Source organism: Parabacteroides sp. 20_3, assembly GCF_964238835.1.
In the GTDB taxonomy this organism is placed as follows: domain Bacteria; phylum Bacteroidota; class Bacteroidia; order Bacteroidales; family Tannerellaceae; genus Parabacteroides; species Parabacteroides distasonis.
Map to the genome: position 1 here is coordinate 15,735 of NZ_CAXSNO010000012.1, position 15,453 is coordinate 31,187.

The 15,453-nt window shown below is 45.3% G+C and carries 11 protein-coding genes; 3 read left to right on the top strand and 8 right to left on the bottom strand.

What is annotated here, in order from left to right; all coding sequences use genetic code 11:
• The first annotated feature begins 59 nt into the window (after positions 1-59).
• Together argS and ACESPU_RS20085 are read left to right on the top strand one after the other, a co-directional pair.
• Complete coding sequence (gene argS / locus ACESPU_RS20080; protein WP_373133621.1) at positions 60-1,853, top strand: arginine--tRNA ligase; 1,794 nt, start codon at positions 60-62, stop codon at positions 1,851-1,853.
• A gap of 9 nt (positions 1,854-1,862) precedes the next feature.
• Positions 1,863-2,741: a VIT1/CCC1 transporter family protein gene (locus tag ACESPU_RS20085; RefSeq protein WP_005867660.1), complete on the top strand. Its 879-nt coding sequence runs from the start codon at positions 1,863-1,865 to the stop codon at positions 2,739-2,741.
• Positions 2,742-2,818: 77 nt separating this feature from the next.
• Here the strand turns inward: ACESPU_RS20085 and topA are convergent, their stop codons facing one another.
• A complete protein-coding gene (gene topA / locus ACESPU_RS20090) occupies positions 2,819-5,167 on the bottom strand; it encodes a type I DNA topoisomerase (protein WP_008777893.1) in 2,349 nt (782 codons plus the stop codon).
• Between the two features lie 161 nt (positions 5,168-5,328).
• On the opposite strand from topA, the gene ACESPU_RS20095 reads away from it, so the two are divergent.
• Positions 5,329-5,592, top strand: a complete 264-nt coding sequence (locus ACESPU_RS20095; RefSeq protein WP_005859264.1) for a tetratricopeptide repeat protein — start codon at positions 5,329-5,331, stop codon at positions 5,590-5,592.
• Positions 5,593-5,876: 284 nt separating this feature from the next.
• On the opposite strand, the gene ACESPU_RS20100 is transcribed toward ACESPU_RS20095, so the two are convergent.
• The 7 genes from ACESPU_RS20100 to ACESPU_RS20130 are packed head-to-tail and all read right to left on the bottom strand — an operon-like array spanning position 5,877 to position 15,387.
• A complete protein-coding gene (locus tag ACESPU_RS20100; RefSeq protein ID WP_022192002.1) occupies positions 5,877-6,248 on the bottom strand; it encodes a hypothetical protein in 372 nt (123 codons plus the stop codon).
• 37 nt (positions 6,249-6,285) lie between these two features.
• The gene (locus ACESPU_RS20105; RefSeq protein WP_022192001.1) at positions 6,286-7,449 is read right to left on the bottom strand and encodes a PP2C family protein-serine/threonine phosphatase; all 1,164 of its coding nucleotides are present in this window, start codon (positions 7,447-7,449) and stop codon (positions 6,286-6,288) included.
• A gap of 11 nt (positions 7,450-7,460) precedes the next feature.
• Positions 7,461-8,312, bottom strand: a complete 852-nt coding sequence (locus ACESPU_RS20110; RefSeq protein ID WP_005859269.1) for a sensor histidine kinase — start codon at positions 8,310-8,312, stop codon at positions 7,461-7,463.
• Positions 8,313-8,314: 2 nt separating this feature from the next.
• Positions 8,315-9,445, bottom strand: coding sequence for a sensor histidine kinase (locus ACESPU_RS20115; protein ID WP_008779247.1), 1,131 nt, complete (start codon positions 9,443-9,445; stop codon positions 8,315-8,317).
• Positions 9,446-9,460: 15 nt separating this feature from the next.
• On the bottom strand, positions 9,461-10,561 hold the full coding sequence (locus ACESPU_RS20120; RefSeq protein ID WP_005867656.1) for a sensor histidine kinase: 1,101 nt from the start codon (positions 10,559-10,561) through the stop codon (positions 9,461-9,463).
• A 17-nt stretch (positions 10,562-10,578) separates the two neighbouring features.
• On the bottom strand, positions 10,579-12,378 hold the full coding sequence (locus ACESPU_RS20125; RefSeq protein ID WP_122368998.1) for a TonB-dependent receptor: 1,800 nt from the start codon (positions 12,376-12,378) through the stop codon (positions 10,579-10,581).
• 9 nt (positions 12,379-12,387) lie between these two features.
• Positions 12,388-15,387: a tetratricopeptide repeat protein gene (locus ACESPU_RS20130; protein WP_122368997.1), complete on the bottom strand. Its 3,000-nt coding sequence runs from the start codon at positions 15,385-15,387 to the stop codon at positions 12,388-12,390.
• Between the last annotated feature and the right edge of the window lie 66 nt (positions 15,388-15,453).

The window sequence follows — 15,453 nt, forward strand, 5'->3', positions numbered from 1 at the left end:
TATCCTTTTTTTGTGTACCTTCGCGTACAAAATAAAATCCGAATTATAGTTAGACGAATATGGTTATCGAACAACAGATTACCGGGGCTATCATAGCCGGCATCAAAGAGCTGTACGGAGCGGATGTCACCGCTAGCCAAGTGCAGTTACAAAAAACGAAAAAAGAATTCAAGGGGCACTTGACCCTAGTCGTATTCCCATTCCTTCGCATGTCGAAGAAATCTCCGGAGCAGACCGCTCAGGAAATCGGTGAGTACTTGTTGAGAAACGAGCCAGCGGTAGCTGAATTTAATGTAATCAAAGGATTCCTTAACCTGACGGTCGCTTGCTCTTGCTGGATCGATTTACTGAACTCGATCAATGAGCAGCCTGCTTACGGTATCATTCCAGTTACCGAGCAGTCGCCTTTGGTTATGATCGAATATTCCTCTCCCAATACAAATAAACCGCTTCACTTGGGCCATGTCCGCAATAACTTATTAGGATACAGCTTATCGAAGATCATGAAAGCGAACGGTAACCAGATCGTAAAGACGAATATCGTAAACGATCGTGGTATCCATATCTGTAAATCCATGTTGGCTTGGCAGAAATGGGGAAATGGAGCTACCCCAGAGTCTACCGGAAAGAAGGGTGACCATCTGATCGGTGACTTTTACGTATTATTCAGCAACAAATTAAAAGAGGAAACCCATGCGTTAGAAGCGAAAGGCCTTACCAAGGAAGAAGCTGAGGCTCAATCCACCTTGATGGCGGAAGCCCGTGAGATGCTTCGTAAATGGGAAGCCGGAGACAAAGAGGTGCGTGCGCTTTGGGAAATGATGAATAATTGGGTATACGCCGGGTTCAACGAGACCTATAAGATGATGGGCGTAGATTTCGATAAGATTTATTACGAGTCTCAAACCTATCTGGAAGGAAAAGGCAAGGTGATGGAAGGCCTAGAGAAAGGGATTTTCTATCGCCGTGAAGACGGCTCCGTATGGGCTGATTTGACGAAAGACGGGCTGGATGAGAAATTATTGCTTCGTGCGGATGGAACTTCCGTCTATATGACGCAGGATATCGGTACCGCCAAGCTGCGCTTCGATGATTACCCGATCAATAAGATGATCTATGTGGTAGGGAACGAGCAGAATTATCACTTCCAAGTATTATCGATCTTATTGGATAAGTTAGGCTTCGAGTTTGGCAAGGGATTGGTCCACTTCTCCTACGGAATGGTAGAGCTACCGGAAGGTAAGATGAAGAGCCGTGAGGGAACGGTCGTAGACGCCGATGATTTGATGGCCGAGATGATCAGTACCGCACGCGAGATTTCCCAAGAATTAGGGAAATTGGACGAGATGACTCCGGAAGAGGCTGAGAATATCGCCCGTATCGTAGGTCTTGGCTCCTTGAAATATTTCATATTAAAGGTAGACCCTCGCAAGAATATGACGTTCAATCCGAAAGAGTCTATCGACTTCAACGGAAATACGGGACCATTCATCCAATATACCTACGCCCGTATCCATTCCGTATTGCGCAAAGCAGCGGAACAGGGCATCGCATTACCGGAGCAGTTACCGCTTACTTTCGCCATTTCCGAGAAAGAAGAGAACCTGATCCAAATGATCGCCGATTATGCGGAGATCGTGAAAGAGGCAGGTAAGCTATACAGCCCGGCCTGTGTCGCCAACTATATTTATGATCTGGTAAAGGAATACAATCAATTCTATCACGATTTCTCCATCCTTCGCGAAGAGAATCCGGAATTGAAGAACTTCCGTTTAGTCTTATCCGCCAATGTAGCTAAGATCGTGAAATCCGGTATGGATTTATTAGGCATCGAGGTTCCGGAAAGAATGTAACGATAGAAGATGAACATAAACGAGAAAACAAGAAAGGCTCTCCTTCGATTTCAACAAAATGAAATCACGGAGAGCCTTCTCTATACGCAACTCGCCGCTATCGAGAAAGATCCAAGCAACAAGGAAGTATTACTACAGATAGCGAATGACGAGAAAGGACATTATACGATCCTGAAAAAGTATACGGGGCAAGAGATCTCCCCGAATAAATTACGTGTCACTAAATACTACTGGTTGGCACGTATCTTGGGGATTACTTTCGCCATTAAGCTAATGGAAGGTAGCGAGGAAAGCGCCAAGAATGATTACGCCTCTTATGATGAGTATCCGGATTTGCAACAAATCGCACGTGACGAGGATGAGCATGAGCAGAGGTTGATCGCCTTGATCAATGAGGAACGGTTGGAATATATGGGTTCTGTCGTACTGGGGCTAAATGACGCTTTAGTAGAATTTACAGGTGCTTTAGCTGGCTTTACCCTTGCCTTGAGCGACTCTAGATTAATAGCGTTGACCGGAAGCATCACTGGAATAGCCGCCGCATTATCCATGGCTTCCTCCGAATATCTATCTACCAAGTCCGAGAATGGAAATGAAAACGGGAAACATCCTGTTAAGGCATCGATCTATACGGGAATAGCTTATATCTTTACGGTAGTCGCCTTGGTCGCTCCATTTATCTTTATATCGAACGTATTAATGGCTTTAGGGCTTATGCTCATCATAGCGTTAAGCATCATCGCCCTTTTCAACTATTATTATTCCATAGCGAGAAGCGAGAGTTTCCGGAAGCGTTTTACCGAGATGGCAGTACTTAGTTTTAGCGTGGCCGCATTAAGCTTCTTGATCGGATATGCGTTAAAAGAATTTACGGGCATCGATGTCTAAAAAAATCATAGTTATGTTTTGAAAAATTCATAGTTATGAGTTTAGTAAATCATAACTATGAATTTTTAGAGCTATAATCAAGCCTTTTTCCGTGTCGTACGTTTCTTCGTCGCAGCAGGTTTTTCTCCCGCCTCGGCGATTATCTTCTGGCATTCCTCCAAGGTCAAGTTCTCTGGTTTCTCTATCGTCTTAGGAATTCTGTAATTCTTTTTCTTATAAGAGATATAAGGGCCGAAGCGACCATTCAAGATTTCCATTTCCGGATCCTCATCGAACTTCTTGATAAATCGTTGCTCATCTTTTTGTTTTTTTGCCTCGATCAACTCGATAGCTTCCTCGGCTGTTATCGACAAAGGATTCAAGCCCTTCGGTATGGATACGAACTTTCCGTCATGACGGATAAATGGGCCAAAACGTCCGACAGCGGCAACCATGACCTTACCTTCATATTCACCGATCGTACGGGGTAGATCAAACAATTTCAAGGCTTCTTCCAAAGTAATCGTCTCGATAGACTGCCCCTTCATCAAGGTAGCGAATTGAGGTTTAGGAGCCTCTTTATCCTCTGGGTGCGCCTGCCCGATCTGTACGACTGGGCCATAACGACCGATCTTCACGAAAACAGGTTTGCCGCTCTTCGGATCGATACCCAATTCACGCTCACCCACTTTATGCTCCGTACGGACAGAGGCTGCCTCTTCCACGATCGGATGGAATAGTTTATAGAATTTATCGATCGCGTCCGTCCATACCATCTCGCCTTCCGCTACGGCATCGAATTCCTTCTCCACGCTCGCCGTGAAGTTATAATCCATAACACCCGGGAAATACTCCATCAAGAAATCATTCACGACCGTACCGATATCGGTTGGCATCAACTTATTCCGGTCCGCTCCTACGATCTCCGTCTTTTGGACTTCCTTGATCGTATGCTGAGCCAAGGTTATGATATTATAAGTACGCTCCGTTCCTTCCTTATCCCCTTTCACGACATACTCCCGATTCTGGATCGTCTGGATCGTAGGCGCATAGGTAGAAGGACGACCGATTCCCAATTCCTCCAAACGGCGAACCAAACTTGCTTCCGTATAGCGGGGAGGACGTTGCGTGAAACGTTCGGTAGCGACGATGTCCTTCATACTCAATACCTCGTTCAAGGTAACCGGAGGAAGAAGGCCGTTTTCCTGTTCCTTCTCATTCTCGTCATCAAAACTCTCGCGGTACACCTGAAGGAAACCGTCGAAAGTAATGACCTCACCGGTAGCCACGAACTTCTCTTTCTTGCCGCCGATGCCTACGGAGATCGTCGTACGCTCCAACTCGGCGTCCGCCATCTGGCAAGCGATCGTACGTTTGCGGATCAATTCGTATAATCTCTTTTCCTGAGCGGTCCCGCTTATCTCATCATGGCTGATATAGGTCGGACGAATCGCCTCGTGCGCTTCTTGCGCTCCCTTGCTCTTGGTATGATATTGACGGAATTTATAATATTTCTCACCGTAGGTATCCAAGATAGCTTCTTTTGCCGTCCCCAAAGCCAAATCACTTAAGTTCACGGAGTCAGTACGCATATACGTGATCAATCCGGACTCATACAGGCGTTGGGCGATCATCATGGTCTGCGAGACCGAATACCCCAACTTACGGGCGGCCTCCTGCTGCAAGGTAGATGTCGTAAAAGGAGGGGCTGGTGTCTTACGCACCGGCTTTTTCGAGATATCATCGATCGTGAAAGAAGCGTCCTTGCAAGATTCAAGGAATGCCTCCACCTCTTCCTTATCTTTCAAACGACGGTTCAGCTCCGCCTTGAGGATTGTCGTACCATCCGGCAAGATAAAGCTAGCGATCACACGGTAGGCGGCCTCCGAGACAAACTCGTTGATCTCTCGCTCCCGCTCTACGATCAGACGTACGGCAACCGATTGCACGCGCCCCGCGGATAAAGCCGGCTTCACCTTACGCCAAAGAATGGGGGATAGCTCGAAACCCACGATACGGTCTAAGATACGACGGGCTTGCTGCGCGTTCACCAAATCGATATTGATATCTCTCGGCGTCTCGATCGCATGTAATATAGCGTTCTTGGTAATTTCATGAAAAACGATACGTTTCGTATTCTCAGGTTTCAATCCTAATACCTCATATAAATGCCAAGAGATGGCCTCTCCCTCCCGGTCCTCATCGGAAGCCAACCAAACCTGCTCGGCTTTCTTCGCTTCGTTCTTCAATTCGGTCACGAGTTTCTTCTTGTCAGAGGGAATCACGTATTCCGGGGCATAATTGTGTTCGAGGTCTATACTGAAATCTTTCGTTTTCAAGTCGCGGATATGACCATAGCTAGACATAACCTTATAGTCCTTTCCGAGGAACTTCTCGATGGTTTTTGCCTTGGCGGGTGACTCCACTATTACCAAATTCTTTTGCATATCTATTTTTTGCTGGTTAGAAATCGGGTGCAAACTTACACAAATAATTAACGTACGCGGTATATCGGTCACTAAAAAAGCGTTTTTTCCTATACATTATATATATAGTCACTCGTTTCTATTTACCTTCGCGAGACAAAATCAAAAGGTTATTCAAAAATATGGAAGAGATAAAGCGACTTATTTCAGAGAATAAACTAGAAGAAGCGATCCGGCTCTTGGACGCTTACCTCACGGAGCAACCGAGATCCGACGAGGCTTGGTTTCTCCTCGGAAAAGCTCATTATAAACTAGGCAACGTACGCCTAGCCCTCAACAGCTACCTACAAGCGATAGAGATCAATCCGGAAAGCCCGGCACAAGCGGCCTACGATATGGCGATCAAGGTGCTGGATTTTTATAATAAGGATATGTACAACCATTAAGAAGACAGAGCACCCGTACCCAAATAAATTCTAGAAGTACAAGTAACTCGACTTTATGCATTTATGAAGTTAGTTGTTATTGATATAGCGTTTATTTGTATAATGCTCATTTACAACCTATAACGTAAGCTCTTCATAATAGGCATCGTTAAAGGCTTACAATGGGCATTATAAAGTGCTTATAATGGGCAATGTTAGGTGCTAAGAATGCCCATCGTAATTTGTAGAGACGGGGCGTGCCCCGTCTCTACAAGATATACAATGAATTTATGTTTCTTTAGATTTCAATCTTCCATGGGAGTAATCGTATAGTCATGCAGACAGAAGAATTCCTCTGTCAACATAGTAGGTGGAATCTTTCCCTCTTCCAAGGAATAGCCCACTCCACTGAAACGAACATTCAGCCCCTCCTGCTGATAAGCCATCGGCATATCCTCCACATAGTAATTACCCACGAAATCGATTGGTTTGGAACAAACTATGGCCCATAGATTCACCCGATCGTCCCAACGAATACGACCAAACTCATCAACTAGATCCGTCCTTCGCCCATGCTCATGCTTATCCTCATGCTCATCATCACCGCAAGCGGTAAAGCCTAGCATGGTAATAGTACACAGGCAAAATGATAAAAATACAGAAAATGCTTTTTTCATATAAGTAAACTTTAAGAAATTACCTTTATCCAGATGATTATCCTTTATAAGTCAGCGCCAACATCGTAATATCATCGCTCTGCGTAGCGCCGTTCACGAATGAATGGACGGATTCGGATATACCTTCGATCATGGATTTGGGGGATTGGTTCTTTACGGAGCTACAAGCCTCTACCAAACGGATATCTCCATATTGCTCATTCCGCAGGTTCATCGCCTCACTGATTCCATCCGTATAGAGGAACAAGCTGTCTCCCGCCTCCAGTTTCAAGGATTGTTCTTTATAAGCTAATCCCGGCACGACTCCCAAGGCCATCCCACCAGTCATCGGCAAAAGAGATACCTTATCGTTCTTACGAATCCAAACCGGACGATTATGCCCCCCATTGCAATAAACCACGTCGCCCGTATGGATATTCAAGATCGCATAAAAAGTAGTGACAAACATCCCATTGACACTCTCACGGCACAATAGATCATTCGATTCCTTCATGCAGACCGCCGGGGAAAGCTGCCTAAGCGCCGTAGCACGGATCACCGTACGGCTGATCGCCATGAAAATAGCGGCGGGAATCCCCTTATCCGACACGTCAGCGATCGTAAAACCCAGATGATTATCGTCCACCAAGAAGAAATCATAGAAATCACCCCCCACGGCTTTCGCCGCACTCATGGTCGCATAAAGATCGAATTGCTTATATTGCGGGAACGGAGGGAACTGCTTCGGCAAGATCGATTGCTGTATCTCACGTGCCACGTTCAAGTCGTATTGTATCTCCTCTAGCTGATGATGTTCCTTTTGGGCCTCCTTGATAAAAGAAATCTGCTCGACCGCCTTCTCGATCGTACGTTCCAGATCCTCCATATCGATCGGCTTGGTAGCGAAGTCGAAAGCACCATGGTTCATGGCGGTACGAATATTCTCCATATCCCCGTAAGCCGATACGATGATACATTTCAAGGCCGGGTTACGCATCTCGTTAATCTTCGTCAGCAATGTCAAACCATCCATCTCCGGCATATTGATATCGCTCAATATGATATCAAAGTCCGGATGGTCCAACATCATCCTCAACGCCTCCAAGCCATTATGGGCAAAGGAGAACTCATACTCTCCCTTACGGATCTTCCGACGGAAATATTGGGTTAGCAACGCTTCCAGATCCTGTTCGTCGTCTACGCTTAATATCTTGATCGCCATAATTCTTCTGTTTATTTCGTTAATGGAATAAGGAATATGAAACGGGTAAACTCACCCTCTTTCGATTCCACCTCTATCTTCCCGTCATGCTTCTCCTCTATAATGGATCGAGTGATAGATAGCCCCAAGCCAGTTCCCTCTCCCACCGGTTTCGTGGTGAAAAACGCGGAGAATATCTGCTCCCGGATATTCTCCGGCATACCGATACCATTATCCTCGATACTTAATCTTAAAGAATCTCCCTCCTTCCGTAGATCCACGGATATAACCGGCTCATACCCGATCGGCGAGAGCTTGGATTTACTATAGACCGCATAGCAAGCGTTATTCATGACATTCAATACCGCACGGCTCAAATCCTGCGGGATCACTTTCAGCATCGGAAGCCCCTCCTCGTAATGCTCCCGGATCGCAATATTGAAACCTTTATAGTTCGCTCGCATCGAATGATAAGCCAGCCAAACATATTCCTTCACCAGATTCTTGATATCCGTAGGGATGTACTCGTCATCCTTCCCTCTGGAATAAAGCAAGATACCCCGGATGATACTTGTCGCCCGGTTTCCATGTTCCTCGATCTTCTTCAAGTTACCATGCAAATCGTTAACGATCTCGCTAAACTCCTCATGCAAGGCGGTCAGCTTCTCCCAAGATTCCGGAGGTAAGACATCTTTCTCTTCTTCTAATATATCTTCCAAGTCATCCACTAACTTAGAGGACAGCTTACTGAAATTGATGACAAAGTTGAGCGGATTCTGGATCTCATGCGCAATCCCGGCACTCAACATACCTAAAGAAGATAATTTCTCTAAGTTCTTCACTTGCAAACGTAGCCGTTCTATTTCCTTACTCTGGTCTTCCATATCTATTCCTCCTCTTTAGGCGGTGTAATTGTTTTCGGTTGATATACAGGGATCGTAATTAGAAACTGGGTATATTCTCCTTTCTTACTCTCCACCTCGATGGTTCCCCGATGGTTTTGCACGATCTCACGGCATAGGTAAAGCCCTACGCCGGCCGCTTCCCCCGTTGTCTTTGTCGTGAAGAAAGGAGCGAATATCTTATCTTTTATATTCTCGTCGATACCGGACCCGTTATCCCGGATCGTTATTTCCAGCATATCCTTATTGACTTTCAATCCAAGGAATATCTCCGGACTAAAAGTCACGGTCTCCGATTTCTTCAACAGGGCATACATGGAATTTTTCAATATCCCGGCCAGAACCTTACTGAACTGCTCCACGTTTACCTCCATCATCAAAGACAGCGTCAAATTATCGAAAACAATCCGGATATTCTTCTCTTGAATATCCTGCTCATACGTTTTCTTCAATTTATCCAAGGCGATCCGGCATAATCCGTTTATGTTGGTAAGCGTAAGATTACCTCTTCGGTCTTTCAGCAATTCCTCCATCGCCTTAACGATACGGACCGTATTGAAACCATGCTCAGAGATCTTCTCCAAATTACTGGTCATCATATTCAGCAAATCTACCGAGTCATCATACACATCCGGTTTCAGATGCTCTTTCTGACTATCCAGATTTTCCCGGAGATCCTTGGCCAGCCCCGATGTCAGATTCGCGAAGTTATTGATATAATTCAGTGGGTTCAAGATACGGTCCACCAAACCTTGGGTCAATTGCCCTACGGTAGCCATCCGTTCCTTACGGACCAGCTCGTCCTGCGCCTCACCCAAGGCTTTCAAAGCCGCCGCCAATTTCTCGGATTCCTCTTGGATCGCGTCTTTCTCCGAACGGATCTCCTGCGTACGCTCCTCTACCTCTTTTACCAAATACTCTTTTTGTTTGAGTTTCCGCTTGAAAACCAACTTAGAGATCTGGCAAAACAGAATCAAGAAAAGCAATCCGATCCATTCTTGATGACCGAACTTCACAGATACACAAATACCGACCAAGCTACCCAGCGTAACCCGCTCGCAAAGTTTAATCCGCCTTTTTAACCGATCGATCTCAGTATGTAAATCCTGTATCATGATGAACCTCCTTTCCTAACTATAAATAGGCAACGTAATCGTAACTTCCGTATATTTATCTTTCTCCGACTCGATAGCGATCGTACCCTTATGGTTCAACACGACCTCCCGACTCAAGTAAAGACCTGTTCCTGCCGCTTCCGCGGTCGGTTTGGTGGTAAAGAACGGAGAAAAGACTTTCGTCTTTATCGTTTCTTCTATACCGACGCCATTATCACGGATAACCACTTGCAACTTATCCGCTTGAATACGCAATACCAACGAGACAGAAGGCTGATATCCCGGCTCTCCGGCCTTTTTCAAGACCGCATATATACTATTATCCAATATCTGCGACAAGGCTTTTCCCATCTGATCGATATTCACCTCGATTGTCAACGGTACGGAAAGCCCGGAGAATGATAGATCTACTTGATTCTTCTCGATCTCCTTCGCGTAATTCTTTCGCAAGATATCCAGATTGACCCTACATAAATCATTAATATCCACGCAGGTTCGATTCGCCGAATGATCTTTCAGCAATTCTTCCATCGCTTTTACGATTCGCACCGTGTTATCACCATGCTTGGCGATCTTATCCAGATTGCCGGTCAAAAGAACCAGCAGTTCTTGCGTATCATTATAATTATCGTGTTTACCGGTCTCTTCGTCCTCATCGATATTCTGCTTGATATCTTTCGCTAATGCGGCAGACAAATGAGCGAAGTTATTGATATAATTCAAGGGATTCAAGATACGATCCACCAGACCTTTCGTTAATTGGCCGATCGATGCCAGACGTTCCTTACGAACCAACTCGTCCTGAGCGTCCGCCAAAGCAGAAAGGGCACGGGATAGTTTCTCCGACTCCGCTTGCATCGCATCCCGCTGGAAACGCAATTCCATCGTCCGCTGCTCCACGAGATTAGAGACGAACTGTCTTTTTCGCAGACGGAATTGCGTATAATACTTTAACAGGAATAGAAGGACTACGGCTCCCACCAAATAATAAACCAGTTCTTCCTTCTTCTGGTAAACCGCCAAGGCGATCCACGCCGTCCCGATCACGGTCAGCGTCTCGATCACCCGCATCCTCCAGCGAAGGCTTTCCAGTTGTTTGATATTTATGTCACCCATCCTTCCTATTTTAAGTGTTAGAAATTGATATTCACGCCAATCATCGCACTAAAGCTTTGCAAAGGATATCCGTAATATACCTCATACTTCTGGCAAAGGATATTATTCAACTTAGCGTAAACACCAAAGGTATCGTTGAAGGTATAGGTACCTGTTAGGTTTAGCTCGTTGATGTTGTTCATCTTATACTCGCCCGCTCCACCTAATTGGGTATAACGTCCAGTAGCCAAATAATAGTCCAGCAATACGGAGACATTCTTTACCGGACGAACCGTCAAGCCTGCCGTCACTTCCATCTCAGGTTTGCCCCAAGCATGGGCTAGTTCCCCGTTAGCTTCCCCACCAATCCATGTATCACCAAAATTCGCTTTCCAATTATTATATACTCCCTTTAAAGACACATCGAACAATTGTTGATAACTATACTTCAAGTTAGCGCCAATAAAAAGCTGTTTCGTATCGATATCAGACATAGCCTCGCTGAAATTCCCGAAGTGATCTCTATCATAAATTCTCGACGGCAAGAAAAGCACATCGCTGCTCGTTATCTTATAACCGGCGAATACATCGAACCAAAATCCCGGAGCCACGCCACTCTTTATACCTAAAGTAGCATCCAACCAATTACGGGAGGGGGCGATCTCTTTTGTAGGATTTACATAACGATTCACCAAAGAGGTCTCATACATACTATTGGAATATAACTTACCACCAGCGTTTAAGTAAAGCAAGGTCTTATCTGCCACCTCTATGTCTGCCGCAATATTGGGTGAAGCCATGAACTTACTATTATCACCGGTCACCAACATCACATTAGCACCCAATTTCAAGTTCCAGCTATCCCCCTCTACCTTATAATATGGGGAAAGGATTACTTCCGCATGATTCTCGAACTCATAAGTATAATAGGTACCTGATGTAGTTTCTTTTTTTCCGGGTAAACTATAGTTGAAATACTCTACCTGTCCACCCAAGCCAATCCGCATATTCCCGTTAAAACCGGCATTCAAATCGAATTTAGCGTCAAAAGTATGTTCTGTAGGACCATCCGCTGGTTTGCCCAGCCCGTATTTATGGGAGAAATTTATATAGCCCAAATCCAGTAAGTACCCGAACGGCGCATCTTCCTTCGACTCAAATCCGATATTAGCAGCTATCGTCTGGTTTACTTGGTTTGTTTCCCGATCCACTCTATCCAAACTACCCTCTGCCATCATAGACCAAGCATCCGCAATAGGCAGTCCATAATAATTAAACGCCGAATATCCGTACTTCGCACCAATACTAAATATCGTCTTATCAAAAACATGCTTGAAATTGATGCCTCCCAGATTATCGTTGATCTTCGCCTTCACCTTCTCATCGTCCATCTGAATATATTTCACCTTTCCATTCGTAGAACGATGTGAATACCAAATATTCAACTTATCCTTCTCGGTACTCAAGATATGATATCCCAAATCACCGTTTATATTCAGATATGTGCCTACACCGAAGTTAAAATATCCCCGGCGCTTGTTGTTATCCATCTGCGTCATGATATTTCCGGAAGGCAACAAACTAATCTCTTTCTGCGGATCGGCGGCGATCGTATAATTCGAGTAATCGATCGGGATCTTACGAACCTCCGGCTCTTTCACCACGGGAAGCGTATTTACCTTGCTGGCGTCCTGCACGGAAGGATCATACTCCCGTTCAAGCGTCATCTCTCGGTTCAGGTTCTTTTCTTTCGTAACATCCTCTTGCGCACTCGCAGCAGCAGCCGAACCCAGCAAAGCTACCACACACAACGCCTTTACATTATATATAGTCTTCATCGCTTTCTTTTATTTCTTTAGTTTACCCAATCTGTCTTCGATCATCGCGGCGATCTCATCATCGCCCTTGTAGTTGTTTTGCAAACTGGTCAGATATTGACGAGCTTGAAAATCATCACCTTGGCGGATATAAATATCAGCCAACAAGATAAAGCCCCGTGCCAACCAATATTGGTGAGGCGTACCGTTCTCGATGAAGTTCATCAAGACAGTCTCGGCATTCTTATCATCCTTATTATCATAATACAATTGAGCCAATAGATATTTAGCCTCCGCCCCGTGTATCGTACGGGTATCCTTGCTGATCTCTTTCAAGTCGGCCAACGCCTTGTTCTCCTGCTTCAAGCTGATATAAGCCTTCGCACGGACATAACGGGCCTCGGACATAATCTCGGGAGATAGCTTCGGTTCCTTCAGTAAATCGTTGGCGGCAAGCAAAGCCTCTTGCGGCTGACCGGTCAACTCGGCGCAACGCATCAAGCCCAATTTAGCGGCCTCCTTATTCTCCGGATTCTCCGCTACCGCCTGTAGGTGTTTGAAACTTTCCATAGCGGCGGCGTAATCCTTATCCAGATACTCGATCTCAGCTTTACGAGCCCAAGACTCTTCCCTGAATTTCGTATCACCGCTCTCCAATACCAACGAGAACAGACGTTTCGCCTCCTCCAGATCTTTCTTGGCAAAAGCGATACTTGCCAAATAGAAATTAGCGTTCGAGCTAAACGCTCCCTGCGGGAAGGTTTGCAAATAATTCGTCAAGCTACGACGAGCGCCCTCATTATCGCCTCGCATAAATAACTTCTCGGCTGCCAAATAGGTCAAGGAGTCTTGCTCACTCACCTCGAAACGAACATTTCCACCTAATGAATTCGCATAGGCGGCAAACGAATTGATATCGTTCAACTCGATATATACGGACTTCAAGTCTTGCAAGGCCACTTTCGCCTCCTCGCTACCCGGATAATTGCTAATCACGCTCTTATAAGCCTCGGCCGCTTTCTCCGGCTGATTGTCGTTGAAGTAAATCAAACCAAGCTGTACGCCGGCCTTACGAGCCAGACTGCTTTGCGGGAAATCACGCATCAATTGCTCAAAGCTTGCCGCAGCCGCTTGATTATTATCCAATAACACGTAAGAACGTCCTTTCTCGAACAAGGCATCATCCACATATTGTGATTCCGGGAAATCACGGATCAAACGATCCATTACGCTGATCTTTCCCTTATAATCTTTCTGTAACCCAAGCAAGAAACCCTTCTGATACACCGAATAATCTCCGGCGGACGGTTGCAATTGCGCCGCACGGGTATAATTCTCTTCCGCCATAGCGAACTGACGGTTGTGGAATAAACAATCGCCGATACGATTATAAGCGTCCGCATAAGCCGGAGTCTGCTGATTGCTTTCCAGATTCACGTATTGACGGAAGCGGTTCAACGCCTCTCCATACTCTTTCAATTTGAAGTAGCTGTAACCTAAGTTATAATGTGCCAAGGCATACATATCCGTATTACGTTGGCGGGTATTATTCAAATAGGTACGATAATCGGAAATCGCCTTATTATACTCACCTTGACGATAATAAGATTCCCCACGCCAGAAATAAGCGTCGTTACGAGATTCCAGATTATAAGCGCCCAGTGAGATCGCACGGCTGAAAAGATCGACCGCCTTATCCAATTCCATATTCGTGAACGCCTGCGTTCCCAACTGGAATAAGATATCTTGTTTCGCCTCCAAGATCTTCGTACTCGGATGCTTGATCTTATCGATAGAGTTCAGAGCCGCTTGATAGTTCTTGGTAGTCAAATAAACCTCCACCAGATAATCGTTTACCTTATCGGCATATTTGGAATTCGGGAAATCATTCAAGAAATCCTCGAAGATTGTCACCGACTCGCCAAAGCCCGTGAAAGCGGTCTCGTGGATCAATAAAGCGTAATTATACATAGCCGCCTCTTTCACTTGCTTATCGAAAGAAGAAGTCGCGGCAGCCTCGAAGGCCATACGGGCGTTATTCTTATCTTTTAATTTCAGATAACTTTGCCCCAGATACAGATAAGCGTTCTGCGAAAGGGCGTCGTTCTCACGAACGGTCCGTCCCAAAGCGTTCACGGCACTACTGTAATTACCCTTATTGTAATAACATACGCCCAAGATATATAAATCGCCCCTCAACGGGCTATCCGTCGAGGATACATATTTACTCAGCATATTAATCGCTTGATCCTCATTTCCCAGATGATAGTAGGCGTTACCCATGATACGGTAAACCTCGCTATTGTTCTCGCTATCCGGATAAGAGGCTAACAATTCCTTGCCTTCGCTGATCACTTTCTCGTATTTATTCTGTATAAAATAAATTTGCGTGATATAGTACAAAGATCGCTCCTTATAATCAGGCAAGTCCTTCAAGCGGGTAAATTCCACCAAGGCATTGTTGTATTTACCGGTCGCGTAATCGATATAAGCGACATAATAGGTAGATGCTTCCCGGTACTTCGTTCCGATCTGCTCGATCCGTGCGAAATAACCACGGGCCTTCTCCATATCCCCGGTTTGCAACAAGGAATAAGCCAAACGGAAACAATAAGCCTCCTGTTGTTCCGGACTTAGCATATCAATGTTCGATTCGTTAAACCAAAAGATAGCTTTCTGATACTCTCCCAGTCCGAAATGGGCGGAACCGATCAAGAAGTTCACCTCGTCCGCATGACGGGAAGCCGGGTACACATCCAGATAATCTTTCAATAACTCAACGGCATTGGGACGACCTTGCTCATAAGCAGAGTAGACCAACATATAATCGGCTTCTTGAATCAAGTCGGCATCCGTGGAATGCTGTTTATACGCCTCCAGTTTATCGATGCAACCTGAATAATTCTTCAAACTAAACAACTCCTTGCCTTCGACAAACAAACGGTTCGGCGCATCAAATTGATACGATCTCTGCCCGCTTGCCATGTGGCTGCCTACTACCAGACACAGCGGAATAAGTATTCTTTTCATCACTCATTTGCTTTTTAATACAAGCACTTACTTCAGTGCCTATTCGTTCTAATTCGCAAATATAAG

Excerpts from the sequence above, each read along its gene's own strand:
- ACESPU_RS20085 (WP_005867660.1), top strand. The coding sequence starts at position 1,863 with ATGAACATAAACGAGAAAACAAGAAAGGCTCTCCTTCGATTTCAACAA.
- ACESPU_RS20100 (WP_022192002.1), bottom strand. The coding sequence starts at position 6,248 with ATGAAAAAAGCATTTTCTGTATTTTTATCATTTTGCCTGTGTACTATT.
- argS (WP_373133621.1), top strand. The coding sequence starts at position 60 with ATGGTTATCGAACAACAGATTACCGGGGCTATCATAGCCGGCATCAAA.
- ACESPU_RS20105 (WP_022192001.1), bottom strand. The coding sequence starts at position 7,449 with ATGGCGATCAAGATATTAAGCGTAGACGACGAACAGGATCTGGAAGCG.
- ACESPU_RS20125 (WP_122368998.1), bottom strand. The coding sequence starts at position 12,378 with ATGAAGACTATATATAATGTAAAGGCGTTGTGTGTGGTAGCTTTGCTG.
- topA (WP_008777893.1), bottom strand. The coding sequence starts at position 5,167 with ATGCAAAAGAATTTGGTAATAGTGGAGTCACCCGCCAAGGCAAAAACC.
- ACESPU_RS20130 (WP_122368997.1), bottom strand. The coding sequence starts at position 15,387 with ATGAAAAGAATACTTATTCCGCTGTGTCTGGTAGTAGGCAGCCACATG.
- ACESPU_RS20110 (WP_005859269.1), bottom strand. The coding sequence starts at position 8,312 with ATGGAAGACCAGAGTAAGGAAATAGAACGGCTACGTTTGCAAGTGAAG.
- ACESPU_RS20115 (WP_008779247.1), bottom strand. The coding sequence starts at position 9,445 with ATGATACAGGATTTACATACTGAGATCGATCGGTTAAAAAGGCGGATT.
- ACESPU_RS20095 (WP_005859264.1), top strand. The coding sequence starts at position 5,329 with ATGGAAGAGATAAAGCGACTTATTTCAGAGAATAAACTAGAAGAAGCG.
- ACESPU_RS20120 (WP_005867656.1), bottom strand. The coding sequence starts at position 10,561 with ATGGGTGACATAAATATCAAACAACTGGAAAGCCTTCGCTGGAGGATG.